This window comes from Rhizobium sp. LEGMi-198b, assembly GCF_054114205.1.
In genome coordinates, this window is the sequence record NZ_JBSYVH010000019.1 from 1 (window position 1) to 2,205 (window position 2,205).

A 2,205-nucleotide genomic window follows, 5' to 3' on the forward strand; every position below is an offset into this window, starting at 1 on the left:
TCTCCCATAATGATACGGCATAGGAGAGCGTGACAGCGAGAGAAATGGGCACGTCCATGTTGGTCCGCCCATGCTTCAAGGCATTCCACGCCGAGCGAAAAAAGAAACGGCCGCCATAGATAAGGGCTGGCGCAGCAATCATCGCGGAAATCCAGTGAAACAGGTCTCGCGTCGCCGCATCTGCGCCGGACCAGACCGATACCGAGAGCAGCATGATATTCGCTGCGGCAAAGCCGCAGACACCAACGGCCAGGAGCAATTGATTGCGCAGGCTATCCGCCTGGGACGCGGTGGGAGTGAAAATATGCGCCCGGTAGCCGGCTTCGGTGATCGCGGAAAGAATACCCGACGGATCGATGACAGCATTATCAATGCGCTCGACATAGGTGCAACTGACCCGCCGAGCAGTCAGGTTGACTCGCGCGCCCTTCACATAGGGTAAGCTGCGCAAAGACCGTTCGATGGTCGAGATGCAAGCGCCACAGTGCATATCGGGAATGCTGAGGTCCAGTTGGCGAAGGCCCTCCCCCAGCGGATGGCTGGCCAGGACGATCTCCTCGGCACTGGCGCAGCACTTGCTCATTGTCATGACGCTTTCCGCGTCCATGGTGCAGCAGGTCATTGTCCAAACTCCGCCGTGTCGATGCGCCTGGCCTCATGCATTACCGTGACACCGTCTCTGCGCGAGATGGTTTCAACGATCCAGTCGCCTCCCTCAATGCGATGTTTGGCTTCGAAATGGCCTTCGCTCGTCTTGGTCAGTGCAAGCGCAAAGTCCTCTCGGTCGCCCACGGGTCTTCTGAAAGTCAGCGTCACGTCGTCGACCACCGCCGGCGACCCGTCCCGGTTATGAATATCGTAGTGAATGACATGGCCGCGCAGGGACAGATCGCCGGAAATGCCGCTGCTAGCCATAGCGCGCATTGCGGCGGCCTTGCTGTTGAATTCCTGGCTTGCGACATAGGTATTCTCTACCACAAGGCCGCTCCAACTCGTGGACGCGAGAACCGCCATCGTCACATTCACTCCGATCACGACGGTGAAGAACGCAACAATGACGACCAGCATATGGCGGCCGGTGAAGGGACGTCCGGTGGTAACTTGGCTTCTCATTTCGGCGCTCCCGGTGCGTTGAAAGCGGCCCGGTACGTCGCCCGATCCGCGTGATTTTCGTCCTCTATGACGAACAGGAATTCCTTGATCGTCTCCGCCTTGGCCTGTTGCGTTACGAACACTTTGAGCGAGGTGGCCGCGTCCGGATCGGCAGCGACAGTGAAGTGCCGGCCTTCCTCCTTCGAGAGTTCGGGGATCTTCATCGTCGCTCCTACTGCGCCCTCCAGTCGGATATCGATTTTCCTCGGCGCCGGGACCATGTTGAGGACGCGAAGCGTATAACCGTTGCGGATTGATCCATCCGACTCCAGCACATATTGCGGATTGCGATCGTGGAGCACGTTCAGCTCCAGCCGCTCCCTGAGCGCCAGATGCACGAGCATCGCCACCCCGACCGCTGCCCATACAGCGGCATAAAAAAGGACGCGCGGCCTGAAGATCACCCGCCAATTGAAGTGCCGAATGCCCTCGATGAAGCTGCCGTCAGGGTTTCGCACGAGGTTCGGCTGCACGGCGACCGTGCCGCCGTTCGTCGCGAGACTCATGTTGGCGGCATACTCGCTCAGCGTCGCATAGGAGATCAGGCCGCGCGGCTTATCGAGCTTGTCCATCACGCCGTCGCAGGCGTCGATACATAGGGCGCAGGTGATGCACTCCATCTGCTGACCATCGCGGATGTCTATGCCCATCGGACAGACCGCCACACAGGCATTGCAATCAACGCAATCGCCAACCGGCTGGCCCGCTGCCTGAGCTTTTTTGGCATGGCGGGAGCGAGGCTCACCGCGCCAGTCATTATAGGTGACGACCAGGGAATTTTCGTCCAGCATAGCGCCCTGGATGCGGGGCCACGGACACATGTAGGTGCAGACCTGTTCCCTCATCAGCCCACCAAGAACGTAAGTGGTCGAGGTGAGAATGGCGACCGTGGCATAGGCGACCGCCGGCGCTTGGCCCTTGACTAGGGCAACGGCCAGGGATGGCGCATCCGCGAAATAGAATATCCATACGCCACCGGTGAGGACGCCGATGAGGACCCATATGCTGTGTTTGGCGACCCGCTTTGCAAGCTTGTCCGGCGTCCAGGGACCA

Annotated in this window: 3 protein-coding genes; all 3 read right to left on the bottom strand. The window is 59.7% G+C overall.

The genetic code is table 11. The annotated features are described in order from the left end of the window. On the bottom strand, nucleotides 1-622 hold a 622-nt coding region (locus ACXHXG_RS32045; protein ID WP_457901878.1), incomplete at its 3' end, for a cation transporter. Continuing rightward, nucleotides 619-1,113: a FixH family protein gene (locus ACXHXG_RS32050; RefSeq protein WP_285169492.1), complete on the bottom strand. Its 495-nt coding sequence runs from the start codon at nucleotides 1,111-1,113 to the stop codon at nucleotides 619-621. The genes ACXHXG_RS32050 and ACXHXG_RS32045, both read right to left, overlap by 4 nt. Beyond that, nucleotides 1,110-2,205, bottom strand: a 1,096-nt coding sequence (gene ccoG / locus ACXHXG_RS32055; RefSeq protein ID WP_457901879.1) for a cytochrome c oxidase accessory protein CcoG, incomplete at its 5' end; no start/stop codon positions are given. The genes ccoG and ACXHXG_RS32050, both read right to left, overlap by 4 nt.

Excerpts from the sequence above, each read along its gene's own strand:
- ACXHXG_RS32050 (WP_285169492.1), bottom strand. The coding sequence starts at position 1,113 with ATGAGAAGCCAAGTTACCACCGGACGTCCCTTCACCGGCCGCCATATG.